The sequence below is a fragment of the Paenibacillus sp. 2TAB26 genome (assembly GCF_052115145.1).
GTDB lineage: Bacteria > Bacillota > Bacilli > Paenibacillales > Paenibacillaceae > Pristimantibacillus.
The window spans coordinates 71,209-86,920 of record NZ_JBFRGC010000032.1 but is presented as its reverse complement, the minus strand read 5'-3'; the positions used below and the strand labels follow the sequence as shown (position 1 = coordinate 86,920).

Below are 15,712 nucleotides of genomic sequence, written 5' to 3'. Positions count from 1 at the left end.
GGTTATACCTATTCTCAAATCGAACAATCTGCACAAACCTTATGGTTTTTGACGACGGAAACGCAGCTGGATGAAAATATGGACCGAAAATATCAATCCGGCGAAAAGGGATATCCAGACAAAGAAACGATGTTTAATCATTTTGATAGGCTCCTGGAGGCGGGGAGCAAAGGGATATATGATTTCTTATTTAATTGTGATTATTTCACATCATGCCAGGAAGCTTATGGTTATTATACCGCTAAACCGATTCAGTTCGATTGGCTGAAAGAATACAAGGATGCGATTCTGGCTCCTGATTCTCTAGCACATATTGAAACCTATCGACCTGAGGTCTATTACGTATATCCTGCCGGCGAGACTTGGTGGATGTTGAATAGACGTAATGTTGTACTCCCAGGTAATGATTATCGAGGCGGAGCAACGCTTCAAACCTTCGATAATAAGTGGGTTGTGCCTACTTTTGATCCTAATATAGCCACGAAAGTCCTAGTCGTCAGCTTGGAGGACGATCCAGCTACGACCATCTACGGTGAAGCTTTATTGGCTCAGGGAAGCCTAAAGGCTGGCAAACGAAATACCATGTATATGGGCTATCGCAAAAACCTGGGGGCGTTACCAGAGATTGATTCCTATTTTACGAACGAATTTACGGTATTAGAGAATGGAACAAAGGTACAGGTACTTAATTCGAATGCGACTAGTACGACACAAGTGCTTTATAGCTCAGCGGATGGCAAGCCTTGGGGAATTAGGGATGGTAAGCTTTGGATTATAACGGACCCTAATTGGATTCAGAGCTTTAATGGGAATGAACCCAAAGGGCAAATCAAATATTTAGATCAATTAGACTTTTCTACAGACAGCAGCAATGGAGGTAATAATGGTTCTGGCGGAAGCAATGGAAATATGGCTAGGAGCATAGTGTCAGTGGAAAATGGTAAAGCGATAGTAAAGCTAAGCAATGACCAATCCGTCGTATCGATTCCATTAGCGCAAATTGGAGATCATCCTTTATCCGTAGTGGCGGGTTCGGTAATCGTAAATGTAGATCGAGAACTGCTCAATGCTTGGAGAGGACAGATCGGCAATGAGGCAGGGGCAGCAATTGAAGCGCAGATTAAGCCAGTGAGCGAAGCGGGTGACAATCGGTCAGCCTCTCAAAGTGCAACTGCACAAATAACAATTGCAGGTCAAGTGTATGAAATTAGTATGAAGTTAAAAAAGACAGACGGCAGCGTGGTCGAAGTTAAAGGGGGAAAAGACGGTGTAGAGATTACTTTACCTTATGATGCCGATGGGGTTGATGAAGAGCTTCTCGGTATTTATTACTATAACGAGTTGACTAAGGTTTGGGAATATGTGGGTGGTAAAGTGAACAGCAGTGCCAAAACATTGACTGTCAAACTTCGGCATTTGAGCAAATATGCAGTTTTGGAATATAACAAGACGTTTAGCGATTTGCTCACTACTCATTGGGCTACAAGAACGATCCAAGTATTGTCGGCAAAGCATATTGTGAACGGCGTGAATGATTCCATGTTCAAGCCTGCAGGCGATACAACTCGAGCGGAATTTGTATCTCTCTTAGTTCGTGCTTTAAACCTCGAAGCATCTGAGGAAGTGCAGCTGTTTAAGGATGTGAAGGAGGATGCATGGTATGCAGCAAACGTGCAAGCAGCTGTGAAGGCTGGCATTGTTTCTGGTATCAGTCTTGATTCATTTGCTCCTAATGCGCTTATCACACGTGCAGAGATGGCCGTACTAGTCGCAAGAGCACTTGGACTGAATAAAGATACAAGCATGAATGTCGAGTTTGCCGATGCCAAGGACATACCTGTATGGGCAATGCCTTCTGTGGCAGCAATGAATGAAGCGGCCCTCGTACAGGGAAAAGGGGATAATATGTTCCATCCGCGAGCTAATGCTACGAGAGCAGAGGCAGCACAGTTCATTCTTATTATGATTAATCAAATTAATAAGTCTTAATGAAGTGAAGGACAATGTAATCGAAATTGCTTCTTGAAAGGAAATCATGCATGAATCGTCATCTACAAGCTCTCTATGCCAAGTATCCGGATTTGAAGGAATGTCTTCCTGAAATCCAGCAATCCTTTAGCCTCTTGGAAACCTGTTATCGTCATAATGGAAAAGTGCTGGTTGCCGGAAACGGTGGAAGCGCAGCCGATAGCGAGCATATTGTGGGGGAATTGATGAAAAGTTTCATGCTAACACGTTCGGTTCCCGAAACCTTCCGGCATCAGTTTACGCAGTTATTTCCAGAAGAGGCTGACGAGATTTGTAATGGATTGCAAGGTGCTTTACCCGCCATTTCGTTAGTAAGTCAGAGTGCTTTTATGACAGCTTACGCTAATGACGTAGATTCCGATATGGTTTTCGCACAGCAGGTTTACGGCTATGGCAATGAAGGGGATGTCTTTCTAAGCCTTAGCACTTCAGGGAACTCTCGCAACATCATTCGTGCCCTTCAAATCGCTAAAGCAAAGGGAATGAAAACCGTTGGGTTAACAGGGAAATCGGGAGGTAAGATGAAGGTGCTATGTGATGTTACGATCACAGTCCCCTATTACGAAACACCGGATGTTCAAGAGCGGCATCTTCCTATCTATCATACCTTGTGCATCATGCTTGAGGAGGTGTTTTTTGGAGGATGATCACTTATGCTGGAATTGATATTGGCGGAACCAAATGCGCGGTCACAATCGGACGATTATCGGAAAATCAAATACAAATTATCGATAAAGCATACGTTTTGACTGCGCCTACGCCAGAAGAGACCATCCAACAAATGATTGATGAATTAACCCTTTTGTTCTTAAAATATCCGGGTGATAGACAACAATTAAAAGCGATAGGTATCAGCTGTGGTGGACCTCTAAATAGCCAATATGGGCTTATTCTATCTCCCCCTAATTTGTCACATTGGAATAAAGTCGACGTCATTAGTCCGATTGAGCATTACTTTAATGTACCGGTCGGATTGCAAAATGATGCCAACGCATGTGCCCTCGCCGAATGGCAATGGGGTGCAGGCCGAGGAACCCGCAATATGATCTTCCTTACCTTCGGGACTGGAATGGGAGCAGGACTTATTCTGGATGGACGTTTATATTCAGGAACGAATGACAATGCGGGCGAAGTGGGACATATTCGACTGGAGAATGAAGGACCGATCGGATATAACAAAGCAGGATCTTTTGAGGGCTTCTGCAGTGGGGGAGGCATAGCCCGTGCTGCTCAATCCTTAGTGACAGGACGAATGGATAGCGGTGGAGAATTCCCATCCTTCTATCATCCATCTGATTCCATCGATGAGATCTCTGCTAGAGATGTAGCAGAAGCGGCTTTAAAAGGCGATCCATGGGCACTCCGTATTTTCCAAGACGTCGGACGTCATCTGGGACGCGGAGTAGCTATCCTCATTGATATTATTAATCCGCAAAAAGTTATCATCGGGAGCATCTATGGAAGACAAAGACAGCTTATCGAACCCTATATGCTGGAAGCGCTCCAGATGGAGGCTCTACCGAATTCCTTAGCGATTTGCGAGATCGTTCCTGCCGGTCTTGGAGAAGAAGTCGGAGATTATGCAGCTTTGTCTGTTGCTAGAGACTTGCACATGAGCCAGTCTCAGCTTGATGCAATTAGAAAGGATTAATAAATAAGAGCGAATTATTCAAATCATAAAATGTGGGCAACGTTTATAGTTGAAACAAAAAGATCACCAATACGGGTGATCTTTTTTTATTATTAGGGAGACTTAGTTAATATGACAACTTGGATTAACCAGCCACTAAGCACATCAAGGTTGATATCCATAGGGACGAACCGCAGTCTGTATGGTTTAACTTTGTAAGAACAAATAGGTTCTTACAGGAGCTCAGACAAGCTAGTTTTGGAGCAGTAAGAACCCATATGTGCTTACAGCAATCTTTCGGTTGTGGGCAGTCGATCAGGCTGGCTGTGTAAGAACAAATAGGTTCTTACAGGAGCTCAGACAAGTTAGTTTTGGAGCTGTAAGAACCCATATGTGCTTACAGCTATCATTCGGATGCGTTAAGGCGGTCAGGCGGGCTCTGAAAGAACCAATAGATTCTTACAGTAGCTCAGACAAGCTAGTTTTGGAGCAGTAAGAACACATATGCGCTTACAGTGACCATTCGGATGCAGACTGTAGGCCGGCTTTGTAAGAACCTATAGGTACTTACAGGAGCTCAGACAAGTTAGTTTTGGAGTTGTAAGAACACATATGCGCTTACAGTGACCATTCGGATGCAGATTGTCGGTCAGGCGGGCTTTGTAAGAACCTATAGGTTTTTACGGGAGCTCAGACAAGTTAGTTTTGGAGCAGTAAGAACCCATATGTGCTTATAACGATCATTCGGATGCGTTAAGGCGGTCAGGCAGGCTCTGTAAGAACAAATAGGTTCTTACGGGTGCTCAGACAAGTTAGTTTTGGTGTTTTAATAACAACCAATTGTAAGCGTTTCCTAATAAGTGTTGACGACAGAATCAAAATGGTTACAGGCTCCTCGACCATTTTATCGCACGAATTGCCCTCCTCTTGTATCTGGACTGTGCCTATCTAACTTGGCGCTCTAACTTCGGATTTGCATGCTGAAAACCCAAGATGTCAAGTAAATAAAGGGTTTTCAGCCGATAGATAATGAAAAAGGGATAGCATCACAAAAATGGAAGGTGCGCTTTCAGAGTGAAGGAATAGCAGCACAAAAAGTGGAGATTTCCGCATTCGGCTGTACATGTTACGTTAAGTTGGCAAGGCGTTGCTGAACAGAATGATAACATGCCAAAAGAAAGGGGGATTACTTTGAAGCAACATTCGCAGTCAACGGATCTAGCTCCCATGCCTAAAATGCCGAAAGCAGGAGCAGGCTCGAGATGGATAAGATCCATGCGGAAGGAATTAAAACGCAATCGATTTCTTTATATGCTGCTAGTGCCAGTAGCCATCTATTTATTGCTATTTAAATATGCACCGATGGCTGGGGAAATCATTGCTTTCAAAAATTATCGATTATCCGATGGGATTTGGGGAAGCTCTTGGGTAGGATTCCAGCAGTTTGAGAAGTTGTTTGCCAGTCGCGAGTTTTATATCGTATTAAAAAATACGCTGCTGCTTAACCTGTACAGCTTGCTCTTTGCGTTTCCTGCTCCGATTCTGCTCGCGATCATGCTTAATGAAGTTCGGGTGGAGTGGTATAAACGAACATTGCAAAACTTGCTGTACATTCCTCATTTTATTTCGTGGATTGTCCTCGGAAGCATCATTATTGCACTGTTATCGCCATCTACAGGCATAGTGAATTATTTATTGCAGGCGTTTGGAATAGAGCCGATCTATTTTATGGCAGATAAGCTATGGTGGCCGGTGACGTTCATTGTGTCTGGTATTTGGAAAGAAGCCGGATTTGGGACGATTCTTTACTTAGCTGCGATGGCCTCGATCGATCCGACGTTGTATGAAGCGGCCAAAATTGACGGCGCCAATAAAATAAGACAGATCTGGCATGTGACACTGCCAGGCATTCGCAGTACAATTGCGATTCTTCTTATTTTGCAAGTAGGAAAAATGATGGACGTTGGTTTCGAGCAGATATATGCACTGAGGAATCCGGCAGTAACGAGTGTGGCCGAGGTTATCAGCACCTTCGTGTACACAAGGGGGATTGTCAACCTGCAGTATAGTTACACAACTGCATTAGGCTTATTCCAATCACTGATTGCGCTCATTCTTATTGTGTCGGTGAACCGAATCATTAAGGCGCTGGGAGAACGAGGATTGTGGTAAGGGATGAAAGGAGTGATGCAACCTGAAGCTTGGAAAACATAGCGTTTTTTCGGTCATATTTCGCTGGCTTAACTACATCTTGCTGGCGCTGCTTGCTTACATGGCGTTATTTCCGTTTATTAACGTTATTGCTGTATCGTTTAGCAGCAGCAGGGCAATCAATGCCGCGGAAATTTTCATGTGGCCAGTTGATTTCAATATGGAAGCCTATCTAAAGCTGCTGAAAGACGGCCAATTAATCGTAGCGATGAAGAACACCATCATCATTACGGTCATCGGAACAGCGTTGAATATGATTTTTACGATCATTGCTGCCTATCCGCTCTCTAAAGCGAGACTAAAAGGCAGAAATGTCATGCTGATGGCTATTTTATTTACGATGCTGTTCAGCGGTGGATTAATTCCTAATTTTCTGCTTATCAATAGCATTGGACTTACCAATACGTATTGGGCACTTTGGCTGCCAGCACTTATAAGCGCTTACAATATGTTCGTTATGAAATCGTTTCTGGAAGGGCTGCCTGACGAGATGGAAGAATCCGCTGCGATTGACGGTGCCGGTGATTTCACTATTTTATGGCGAATTATATTGCCTCTCTCCAAACCGGTCATCGCTGCATTAACATTGTTTTATGCCGTGGGCTGGTGGAATTCCTATATGAATGTCTTAATCTACATTCGAAGTACGGATAAAGTGTCATTGATGGTGAAGCTGTACCAGATGATCGATTTGGTAAGTCCAGAACTGCTGCGTGGAAGCGGTGAAGGTGTGTCGCAAATCTCGATTACGCCGGAAGGCATTCGGGCTGCAGCAGTCGTGTTTGCTATCGTGCCGATTCTGTGTGTGTACCCATTTTTGCAAAAGCATTTTATTAAAGGCGTGCTGCTTGGTTCAATTAAAGGATAATGTACGGCTTGAGCTGAATATCAAGGGTGCCAAGAATGCACATTTTGATATAAAAAAATTATTTTGTAGGAGGTCAAGTATGAAACAGAAGAGAATACAAAAAGGAAAAATGTTGCTTATGCTGATTATGATTATGGCACTCTTGGCAACGGCATGTTCCAACAGTGGGGAAAACAGCAGTTCTACGAATACAACGAACAAGGCCACTGACAAACCTGCCAACGAGTCCTCTACAGGCGAGAAAGATCCCTATGATGGGATGCCTAAGAAGGTCAGCATTTCCACGTTTGATAGAGGAGCAGTGTCAAGCGATGAGGGTACCTATGAAGAAAATCGCTGGGTAAAATGGATTCGCGAGCAATCGGGTATTGATGTAACGATCGTACCTGTACCGCGCAACCAAGCACAGGATGCGCTAAACGTATTGATTGCATCGAAACAAGCGCCGGACCTGCTGTGGGAATATGACCGGACATATATTGGCAAGCTGGTCACCCAAGGAGTTATTCAACCGATCGGTGATTATATTGAGAAATACAGCACGACCTACAAAAAATATTTGGAAGAAAATCCGGATTTGCTGCCCTATATTACTTTCAATGGAGAAGTTTATGCGGCAGTGACGAAACGTGCGATTACCGGCATTGTAAACCATGGCATGTGGATAAGACAGGATTGGCTCGACAAATTGAAGCTTGAGAGGCCGACGACAGTGGAAGAGCTTGTTGCTGTAGCCAAAGCAATGAAAGAACGCTACCCAGACAGCACGCCAATAGTCGGTCATACGACATTCGATATTTACTCTGCTCTATATGCGGCCATGAACAATCAATGGTATGTGGAAGATGGGAAAATGGTATATGGTGCAACCCTTGACCGTTTTGGTGAAGCGATTGAACTGGAGAAGCAGCTGTATGATTTGGGACTTGTTGATCGTGAATATTTAACGGATAGCAACAATCAGCGTGCAACCCAGTTGTGGACAACAGGTAAAGCTGGAATCTATATGGGGCAATGGGGACTCGGTAATACCGATATTATAACGAAGGATCTACTCATTAATGTGCCGGACGCCAAGCCTGAGCCATTGGAAGCGGTTGCTACTCCGCATGGCAAATATGGTACGTATCAGGAGGCTTCGCCGCTATTTTATGTCACTTTCAATAAGGATATGAAAAATCCGAAGGCCGCTATGGAGTATTTGGATTGGATTTTGGAGAAGGGCTGGTTCACACTCGTGAATGGAGAGGAAGGCGTCCATCATGAAATGGTAGGTGACGTTGCGAAACGTCTTGATCCGGATAAATTTACAAAAGAAGTTATTTATGCAGGAGAATACGCTGTATTGCGTGACGAGAGCGGTTTTAAAGCCGAGAATTTGCTTGTTCAAGCGGCCAGCGATGATTTGTCACAGCGCATTGCTAAGCTTGATATGGAATCGCTCGATATTGCGTTGAAAAATGAGTTCCGCCGCGATATTCCATATCAGCCAAGCTTTGATGAAATTAATGAAATCCGTTCAACACTGGATACCTTCATTAGGGAAACACGTGCTAATGCCGTAACCCAAGGAGACAAATATACAGGTCAATGGGCACTGGATCAGATTCGCAAGGAATGGAAACGCCTTGGTGGTGAAAAAGCAGAAGAGATTGCCCAGAAGTGGTATGAAGACAATAAAGCCAGCTTCTAGATTCTTTTAGATTCGAAGCATTTGCGCGACAAGACAAAAATGAAGGAGGAACAGATATGAAGCTCGTACAAAATCGGCGGCTTGTAAAAGCGGTTGCAGTACTATCGATGCTGCTGTTCTTCCTCGTTTTTTCTTCTGCATTTTTGACGTACTCCGTATTCAACCGACAGCTGGAGCGGCAGTTGACCAGTACGAACATGGAACTGCTAGGACAGCTGGATCAGAAGCTGGAGCTGTCGCTTAAGCATATTGATAAATCGGCAATTCAGCTGCTGAAGACGTCTGAGGTGGGACGGTTCTTCAATGATGAGCTGACCGATTTGGAGAGCAAGAACAATGCTTTCCGCGTATCCACTCTAATTACGAATGCGATTAATAGTATTGATTATCTCTTTTCCATCGATCTTTATTCCTATGGCACGCAGCGGCTCGTTTCAGGAAATGTATTGACTGAACAGGATTATAAGCTGGATTTCTCATGGATTCCAGAATTTCAGCAGTATGATGGATATTTCAATTGGATGTCGACTCGCAAGGTACAGCTTAATCACTCGCAATATCCGGTATACCGCAATGTTGTAACGCTGGTACGCTCTTATCCGCTTATTCATTCGTCAGGTACGCGGGAAGGTGCGATCGCCGTAAATATTAAGGAGGATCTGCTGTACGGCTTGATTCGCAATACGGCTGCGATGGATAAAGGACAGACCTTTATTATGGATAGTGAAGGCGTCGTGGTGCTGCATGCAGACCAGAGCAAGCTGGGCAAGGACATTAGTGAATTTCCGTATATTAACCAGATATTGAATGCCTCGGAAACGAGCGGCCATTTTTCTGAGCAGGTTGAACGGACAGCATCCTCCGTTTTTTATGTGAAGTCAGACTATACGGGATGGAATATTGTTCGGGTAGTGCCGGAAGCGCAGTTTCTAAAGCCGCTTTATGCCATTCGCAATGGCCTGCTTATTCTTGCCATTGTATTGTTTGTGGTGGCAACGGCATCGGCAGCGATGGTAGGCCGCTGGATTTTCAAGCCAGTTAATCGTTTTATTCAGGCGATGACTCGGCATTTGACAATTCATCCGAAGGAAGGAACAACACGGAAATACACGGATGAATTTCAATATTTCGAATCGACGGTACAACATATTTTGCAAGATCGGGAAGAGCTGCATAAGCAGGTAATTGAAAGCAAGCCGCTTATCAAATGGCAGCTGCTCACTGAATTGCTTTCTGAGAAACGCAAAAATATTGCAGTGCTGCAGCCTTATATGGATATGCTTGGCATTAGTTTGTATCTAGAGCATTATGTCGTCATGAGCATTGAATTTGACAACAAGCATGAAATTGCTTCGCCGCGGGATTTGCAGCTTTATGCCTATGCGCTCTGCAATGTAGCAGAGGAGCTGATGAATGCAGAGAGCCGCGGCATTGCAGTGGAAGTGAGCATTGGCAAATGCGCTGTCATTATGAGCTTCGGTGATCAAGATGATCCGCAGCGCCATATGATGCGGGCGGTCGCAGTAGCTGATTTAATGAAGGATTTCGTTCAGGAGTATTTTAACCGCACGATTACGATTGGCATCGGAGATATTGTTGAAACGGTCAACGAAATTCATCGCTCCTATAAGCAATCGCTTGAGGCGCTGAGCTATAAGCTCGTAATGGGGAGCAATTCGATTATTACGAAAGAGGATGTGTTCAGTGAGCAATCCCCGCAATTTTACCGATTATTTGCCATGACAGATGGGATTGTCGCTTCGGTTAAGGTGTCGGATACAGAGAAGATGAAGCTGCAAGTACACAGATGGTTCGAATCGTTCACCGAGCATGTCGTGCCGCCGGAAATGATTATGCAGCTGATTGTACAATGCCTGATGAAGGCCGCGACAGCCACTGTAGAAATTGGCGTTGACCCTGAGGGGATTTTGCCGGAGCAGTACATGGTTGAAATGTTGAACCAGTATGAGCAGCTGCACCATCTTGAGGCCTTTACGATCCAATCACTCTCGAGCTTCATCGAACGAATTAAGGAAAAGCGAAGCAACAGGGAACGAAATGATGTCATTGACAATGTGATGCTCTATATTCAAAAACATTATATGCGCAGCGACCTGTCGCTTAATTTGCTCGCGAGCGAATTTCATTTGAGCGTATCTCATCTCAGCAAGCTGTTTAAAGAACAGCAGGAGTGCAATTTTATCGATTTTTTGATGGAGACGCGCATGAACAAGGCCAAGCAGCTGCTGAAGGATACGGAAGAGAAAATACGCGATATTGCGGAGGGCGTAGGCTATACAAATGTGAATAGCTTTGTGAGATTATTCAAGAAAATAACAGGGCTAACGCCTACGGAATTCAGAGATCGGGCGCGGAGAGAAGAAGATGGAGAGGTTTGAACTATAGAGGAGAGGAAGGGTGCAGCATGATCATTCGCAAGTTGAAGGATCCTTTAACGAATATCGCTATTCAGGCTGTTGGAAACCCTGGTACGGATACCGGCCAAAACTATTTTACAGCTCAAACCTGGATGGCAGACAGCCGCAATATTATGGTCTGTACAGACATAGATGAGAGCTTTAAAGGGCGTTATGTTCTTTTTGATATAGAGACGGGTGCGGTTGAAACACTGATAGAAAACCTCAGCTGGGGATGCGGTGTTGTATCGTCAAATGATTATTTCTATTATTATGTCGGATCTGCGATTTATGAGTTTAATCTGCATACGATGCTGTCTCGCAACGTATGCAGAATGGAGGTTGGGACTGAGGTGTATGGTCCACTCTCCATCACAAATGACGGAAAGAAAATAGGAACTTACTGGAAACGCGGCGAGGAATGGGTAGTCGGGATTGTTGAGGTCCTCACAGGTGAGGTCTCTGTTGTTGCTGCACCGGGGTTTAAAGAGCCCTACCCTATTGCGAATCATTCGATGATTAATCCTCGTTATGATCAGCTTGTTTTTTTTGCCCATGAGGGCAGGACAGACCATATTGCAGATCGTATCTACGTTGCGGATACAACGACGCGTGAGATACGTAATATTTTTCGCCAGCAGCGGCTGGATACAGGTGAGCATGTGGAATATGTGGGGCACGAGATGTGGGCAGCAGATGGGGAGTATCTGTATTTCGTCAAGTATCCGCAAAGCCCGCTAAAACCAACAGGAGTATATCGGGTTGAAAAAACGGGCAAAGATCATGAACTTATCAATGGCGACTACAGGTACTGGCATGTAGCGCCGAGTCCAGATGGGCGTTTTGCCGTTGCGGATACGTTTGAAGAGGGAATGAAGGTAAGCAAAATCGTCCTCATCAATTTGGAGAAGCGAACCTCCAAGCTGCTGTGCGAGCTGCCTCTATGGAGAGATCATCCCGGACATCCCCACCCCATGTTCAGTCCCGATAGTAAAAAGGTGTCGTTTACTTTTGCAGATGAGGAGCAGCACTTATGGATTGGCATCATCGACATTGATCAATTCACTGAGGAGAACTGATATGACAGGGCAGATTGCAGAGGCGATGAGCAAAATCTACAGTTATATGACCGATGATCATCAGGGGAATTGGGGCATGGATATGAATCAGTGGGACTGGGTTCCTGGTGTCGGTATCATCTCAATTTTGGATTATGGTGAGAAGTCAGGGCAAGAAGAAGCGATCCAGTACGTGGAAAAATGGGTAGAGCAGAATAAGCATAAGGCCGATGCTCAGAAAGTAATTAATGCAATGGCGCCTTTTGCCGTATTTCCTTCCTTATATCGCCGCTCCGGAGAGGCTTGGCTGCTCGCCAAGTCACAGGAAATTGCACAGTGGATGCTGAATGAAGCGCCGCGTACACGCGAGCGGGCTTTCGAGCACACCGTTACGGAGGCTGCCGAGTTCCGTGAACAGGTTTGGGCAGATACGGTATTTATGGCTGTCTTATTTCTAGCTAGGCTGGCGAGAACGACGGGTGATAAGCAGTTGGCTACAGAGGCACTAGAGCAGACCATGCTTCATTTGCAGCTGCTGCAGGATTCGAATTCGGGATTGTTATTTCACGGCTGGAACTGTGAGGCAGGCAACCATTTATCAGCGGTTCGTTGGGCTCGCGCCAATGCATGGATCGTTATGAGCATACCCGAGATTGTGAGTGAAATCAGCGGGTTAGCAGCCATACCAACAGAGCTTAACAAACGATATTCCACTCTTGCCGCTGCACTACGCTCTTGCCAGGCTGCAGACGGGCTGTGGCATACGGTGCTGGATCGCACGGATACGTATAAAGAAACCTCGGCAAGTGCTGGAATTGCATGCGGTTTTCTTAGAGGAGTCAACACAGGTATGCTTGACGCCTCATTTCTGGAGCCGGCTGAGCGAACGCTATCTGAAGTGTTGTCGCTAATTAATTCTAATGGTGAAGTTGCAGGTGTCTCGGGCGGAACACCTATTATGCCATCCGATGACGCTTATAATCAGATTCCGATCTATCCGACACTTTATGGGCAAGGCTTAACTTTACAGCTGTTGACAGAATTTATGCTCTTGCTGACTTCTGAGCAAGCAAACGAAGATAACTTGATTACAGGTGAGGGATGAAATGAACATAGTGGACAATTCCAATAATTCATTCGATAACAGAAACAAGTTGATTGAGCTGATTGATTCCCTAGACTCCCAGTACAATTCAGAAAACCGTTTACTTAGGTCACCCTTCAGTAGTCCCGGCTATCATACGACCATTAAACAGGCTGATTTTATCCATTCAACACGGAGCTCGCTCAGCTATGCGCTGGGTCTGCTGGATACAGGGAAAGAACATTATGAGCAGCGTGCTTTCGATATTATTGAGCAAATCGTTTCCTTGCAGGATACAGATCGGAGCCGCAATACATTCGGTATCTGGTCTTGGTTTTATGAGGAGCCGCTTGATCAAATGTCCCCTCCTGATTGGAACTGGGCTGACTTTTGCGGCAAGCTGCTTGTGCTGATCATTTCAAGGCACGATGCAAGGCTGCCAGAGACGCTGCGGCAGTCGGTGAAACAAGCTATTTGTAATGCCTGTGACGCGATTATCATTCGGAATGTTGGACCGCATTACACTAACATTGCAATTATGGGCGCATTCGTTACGCTCATCGCTGGTGAATGGTTCGAGCGGCAGGATTATGCAAAATACGGTTTGGAACGACTGGAAAAGCTGCATAGCTATACAATGCCTCGGCAGGCGTTCCAAGAATATAATAGTCCGACGTACACTTATGTTGCTATTTTGGAGCTGTCTGCTATTGTAACGGAAACGAGCAATGATTATGCAAAGCAGCTTGGAAACGACTTGCTGAACATCGCATGGAAAAGTGTAGCGGATCATTTTCATGCCGGTACAAGGCAGTGGTCCGGTCCGCACAGCCGTTGTTACAAAACGCTGCTTACACCTCAAAGCAAAGCTTTTCTACAATTAGCAACCAAAGGAAAGCTGGCTTTTTATATGGAGGATGAACTTCCTTATTATGAAGATTGGTATAAATGCGGCGCTGTATGTCCAGAGCAATATGTAGAAGGTTTCCTTGCGCTCGGTCAGCGGACGATAAGGGAATGCTTCGGGATCAATGGAAACGGTAAAGAGAAGTGGGCAACTACTTATATGACGCCGACCTATACACTTGGCAGCTTCAACAAAGAGATTATGTGGAACCAGACAAGGACTTTGCTCGCCTATGTTGATAATGGTGGCGAGGCGACTTACTTGCATCTGCGTGCGCTGCACGATGGTTATGATTATTGTTCTGCTATTTTTCATGGGGAGCAGCGGGAGAACCATCTGTTGTTTGGAGTGAATTTTGTCGTCAATGGCGGTGATACCCACCCGAATTTGGATATGATTCATGGCTCAATCGAAGCGTCAGATTTGCGATTCCGTCTGGAAATTGGCGGCGCTTTGGATCAGGTCAGCACCGTAGTGGAGAAAGGCAGTGTTAGCCTTCGAATAGGGGAGACGCTGGTATCGCTGCGCAGTTGGTTTGCAGCCTTTGATGATCAGAGTGCAGGTGAGGCAGCCAGAGACTGGAGCTGGGAAGTAACTAGGAAGGGTGACTTGCTGGGCATCGACCTTGTACTTCATACCGGTGAAAAGAAGGTTATTGATTTTCAAAAAATGAACGAGGCTGCATTTCTTTTCTCTCTTTGCATAGGACAAGGAGTTGATAGCTTCAAGCCGCAAATCGAACGTACAAAAGAGCTTGCAACTATTAGTGCAAGCTGGAATAATGAGGATATAGCGCTTACTTTGCAGTTGAAGCCTAGTATGCTGTAATTATCCACAAAGCTTGACCCATCGAACTGATGGGTTTTTCTTTTAGCAGTGTGTATAGTCCAGCTGAGCAAAAAGAATAAGAGAGGACGAAATGTGATGAAAGTTCAGTACACGTTATTTCCAGAAGGACGAACGAAGGCTATGACCTTCAGCTATGATGATGGGCGCACTCAAGACCGGCAGCTCGTATCGAAATTAAATCAGTATGGCTTCAAAGGTACCTTTCATCTTAACTCTGGTTTTCTTGGGCGCGAGGGATATATTACAGCGGAAGAGGTTAGAACGCTCTTTCAAGGCCATGAAGTATCTGCGCACACGGTTAGTCACCCTTTTCTAGAAATCTCTCCACCAGATCAAGTAGCACATGAAATTTTGGAAGATCGGCGGACGCTGGAGAGTCTTGTACAATATCCGGTACGTGGAATGAGTTATCCTTTTGGAACTTATAATGACAAAGTCGTTGCGATGCTTCCAGCGCTTGGAATTGAATATGCTAGAACGGTGAACAGCCATGGCAGATTCGATATGCCAGCTGATCCGCTTCGTTGGCATCCAACATGTCATCATAAACAATTGCTAGAACAAGTTGAAATTTTCAAAGACTTTAAGGAATGGTTTAGTAGAATGTCTTTGCTTTATGTTTGGGGCCATAGCTATGAGTTTGACAATGACGATAACTGGGAGATTATTGATCAAGCGGGGGAGCTGCTAAAGGATAACGATACCATCTGGCATGCTACGAATGCAGAGATTATAGCCTATATGCAGGCGCTCGAGAGACTTAGATTCTCAGTAGACAGAAGCATTGTTCATAACCCTTCTGCGCTCGACGTCTGGATAAGCGTGGACGATAAGCCTATTAAAATTAGTGCAGGTCAAGTTACTCAGTTTTAAAATAAGGCTAAGCTTTCGCCATTCCTGAAGTTCGGCAGCTTCTAGAATAAACAGCCAGAAGAGCATATCTCGCTCTTCTGGCTGAACAAATGCT

General features: G+C 45.0%; 11 protein-coding genes. All 11 read left to right on the top strand.

Annotated elements, in window-relative coordinates; all coding sequences use genetic code 11:
- Nucleotides 1-1,989 (top strand): S-layer homology domain-containing protein (locus AB4Z50_RS29495; RefSeq protein WP_441884986.1); only part of this gene is annotated, 1,989 nt, incomplete at its 5' end.
- A gap of 50 nt (nt 1,990-2,039) precedes the next feature.
- Nucleotides 2,040-2,675: a D-sedoheptulose-7-phosphate isomerase gene (locus AB4Z50_RS29490; protein WP_441884984.1), complete on the top strand. Its 636-nt coding sequence runs from the start codon at nt 2,040-2,042 to the stop codon at nt 2,673-2,675.
- A complete protein-coding gene (locus AB4Z50_RS29485; RefSeq protein ID WP_441884982.1) occupies nt 2,672-3,679 on the top strand; it encodes an ROK family protein in 1,008 nt (335 codons plus the stop codon). The genes AB4Z50_RS29490 and AB4Z50_RS29485 overlap by 4 nt, the downstream gene beginning before the upstream one ends.
- 1,170 nt (nt 3,680-4,849) lie before the next feature.
- On the top strand, nt 4,850-5,830 hold the full coding sequence (locus AB4Z50_RS29480) for an ABC transporter permease (RefSeq protein ID WP_441884980.1): 981 nt from the start codon (nt 4,850-4,852) through the stop codon (nt 5,828-5,830).
- Between the two features lie 100 nt (nt 5,831-5,930).
- Nucleotides 5,931-6,737 (top strand): carbohydrate ABC transporter permease, encoded by an 807-nt coding sequence (locus AB4Z50_RS29475; RefSeq protein ID WP_441884978.1) that lies wholly within the window; start codon nt 5,931-5,933, stop codon nt 6,735-6,737.
- Between the two features lie 79 nt (nt 6,738-6,816).
- On the top strand, nt 6,817-8,430 hold the full coding sequence (locus tag AB4Z50_RS29470; RefSeq protein WP_441884976.1) for an extracellular solute-binding protein: 1,614 nt from the start codon (nt 6,817-6,819) through the stop codon (nt 8,428-8,430).
- Nucleotides 8,431-8,486: 56 nt separating this feature from the next.
- Nucleotides 8,487-10,829 carry a helix-turn-helix domain-containing protein gene (locus tag AB4Z50_RS29465; RefSeq protein WP_441884974.1) on the top strand — a complete coding sequence of 781 codons (2,343 nt, stop codon included), beginning with the start codon at nt 8,487-8,489 and terminating at the stop codon, nt 10,827-10,829.
- A gap of 26 nt (nt 10,830-10,855) precedes the next feature.
- A complete protein-coding gene (locus AB4Z50_RS29460; RefSeq protein ID WP_441884972.1) occupies nt 10,856-11,926 on the top strand; it encodes a TolB family protein in 1,071 nt (356 codons plus the stop codon).
- Nucleotide 11,927: 1 nt separating this feature from the next.
- Nucleotides 11,928-13,010, top strand: a complete 1,083-nt coding sequence (locus tag AB4Z50_RS29455; protein WP_441884970.1) for a glycoside hydrolase family 88/105 protein — start codon at nt 11,928-11,930, stop codon at nt 13,008-13,010.
- Nucleotide 13,011: 1 nt separating this feature from the next.
- Nucleotides 13,012-14,724 (top strand): hypothetical protein, encoded by a 1,713-nt coding sequence (locus tag AB4Z50_RS29450; protein WP_441884968.1) that lies wholly within the window; start codon nt 13,012-13,014, stop codon nt 14,722-14,724.
- Between the two features lie 96 nt (nt 14,725-14,820).
- Nucleotides 14,821-15,618, top strand: coding sequence for a polysaccharide deacetylase family protein (locus AB4Z50_RS29445; protein ID WP_441884994.1), 798 nt, complete (start codon nt 14,821-14,823; stop codon nt 15,616-15,618).
- Nucleotides 15,619-15,712: the final 94 nt, after the last annotated feature.